The organism is Kineococcus vitellinus (genome assembly GCF_009906315.1).
Lineage (GTDB): Bacteria > Actinomycetota > Actinomycetes > Actinomycetales > Kineococcaceae > Kineococcus > Kineococcus vitellinus.
In genome coordinates this window covers 1-535 of record NZ_JAAALL010000643.1, presented here as the reverse complement: position 1 = coordinate 535, position 535 = coordinate 1, and the positions used below count along the sequence as shown (strand labels likewise).

The 535-nt window shown below is 77.8% G+C and carries 1 protein-coding gene; it reads left to right on the top strand.

The window, feature by feature from the left end:
• Positions 1–390 (top strand): hypothetical protein (locus GTQ99_RS23895; RefSeq protein WP_166618102.1); only part of this gene is annotated, 390 nt, incomplete at its 5' end.
• Positions 391–535 lie beyond the last annotated feature (145 nt).

Sequence of the window (535 nt, the reverse complement as noted above, 5' to 3'; positions counted from 1 at the left end):
GTCGTCGGCGCGCTCGTCGTCGATCCCGGACTGCTGGGCGAACAGGCGCACGAAGCGGCGCAGCTGCGCCGCTTCGTGCGCCTGTTCGCCCAGCAGTCCGGGATCGACGACGAGCGCGCCGACGACCTCGTGCAGGCCACCGCCGAGCTGCTGAGCGCCGGCGAGGACGGCCGGCGGGCCACGGCCGTGGAGCTGCGGGAGGACCGGCGCGAGGTCACCGTGGTCGTGGACCTCGTCGACCTCGTGGACCTGGCCGACCTCGAGCGGGTGCGGGTGCCGCCCGCGGCGGACGCCCTGCTGTCGGGCCTGAGCCGGGACTGGGGCTGGCGCCGCACGGACGGCGCGCTGCAGCTGTGGTGCGCGCTGGACGCGCGCGGGTCCGCGAGCTGAGCGGGACGGGGAGGAGAGCCATCGTGGACGAGACCACCGGCACCGGCACCGGCACCGGCACCGGCACCGCGCGGGGCGTGGCGGGCGCCCTGTCCGTCGAGCACGGCCAGGGCGCCTCCAGCAGCGGGGTGAGGGGGGCGGGCCC